The sequence below is a fragment of the Moorella naiadis (nom. illeg.) genome (assembly GCF_051020825.1).
GTDB classification, from domain to species: Bacteria; Bacillota; DSM-521; order Neomoorellales; family Neomoorellaceae; genus Neomoorella; species Neomoorella naiadis.
In genome coordinates this window covers 1-1,208 of record NZ_JAXGFQ010000080.1, presented here as the reverse complement: position 1 = coordinate 1,208, position 1,208 = coordinate 1, and the positions used below count along the sequence as shown (strand labels likewise).

General features: G+C 52.8%; 1 protein-coding gene. It reads left to right on the top strand.

The window, feature by feature from the left end; translation table 11 throughout:
- Positions 1-208 precede the first annotated feature (208 nt).
- The coding region (istA, locus tag SDD30_RS17370) for an IS21 family transposase (RefSeq protein WP_434076188.1) at positions 209-1,208 on the top strand (1,000 nt) is incomplete at its 3' end.

The following is a 1,208-nucleotide window of genomic DNA, read 5'->3' as shown; positions in this document are numbered from 1 at the left end:
TGTGAGCGGTAAAATAAAACTGATCCAAAAAGGCTCACTTTGACAATATAAAACTGATCCATCCCCGCCCACCAAATATAAGTTATGACATTACAAAACTGATCCATTGCGGGCAATTTTGATATTGTAAAAGTGATCCACTCCTGAACCTCCCTCCTGTATACTAAGAAACAAGCAAAATTCTTAGTAACAGGGAGGGAGAAAGGGAGTGATTGATATTAACCTCTACGAAGAAATTAGACGCCTCTATGCCGTGGAAAAGCTTTCCCAAAGGGCAATAGCCAGGAAGCTCGGTATTTCCCGCAACACCGTCAAGCGTTACTGTAAAGGCGAAAACGTGCCCTGGGAAAATAAACCCCGGCAGTATGAACGGCCGGTGACCGGGCCGGTAGAAGCAATCGTCAGAGAGTGGCTCATTAAAGATAAGGACGCCCCACCTAAGCAGCGCCATACTGCCGAACGGGTTTACCAGCGCCTGGTGGAAGAACACGGTTTTACGGGTTCATATTCCACCATACGCCAGCTGGTGCGGGAACTGCGGCCGGAAGTCAACAAGGCTTACATACCGCTGGAGTTTGCTCCCGGCGAGGCGGCCCAAGTAGACTGGGGCGAAGCAACTGTGATCATCGCTGGGCGGAAAGTTAAGGTACAGCTATTCTGTTACCGCCTCTGCCATAGTTGTGCCCCTTATGTAGCCGCTTTTCCCAGCCAGCGCAGCGACTGCTTCCTGGCCGGTCATGTCCAGTCCTTTAACTTCTTCGGCGGCGTTCCCAGGCGGTTGATCTACGATAACTTAAAGACCGCCGTTAAGGATGGCTGGGGCCGTTACGTCAAGGCGGAACAGCCGGCCTTTGTAGCCCTGAAAAGCCATTACGCCTTTCGGGCCGACTTCTGCAATCCCCGTGGAGGTAATGAAAAGGGGCTGGTGGAGGGCCTGGTAGGCTATATACGCCGCAACGTCCTGGTCCCGGTGCCGCGGGTTAACAGCTTCGAAGAACTGCAAGCGGAGCTGGATAAAAGGTGCCGCCAGTACCAGGACAAACACCTGCGCTACCACCCGGCCCCGGTGAAGGAAGCCCTGGCCCGCGAAAAGCAGCATCTGACATGCTTACCCGCACGGGAATTTGATTACGCCCTGACCAGGATGGCTGAAGTGGATAGTTTGAGCCTCATCAAGTTTGAAAAAAACCGCTACTCGGTGCCGGTAA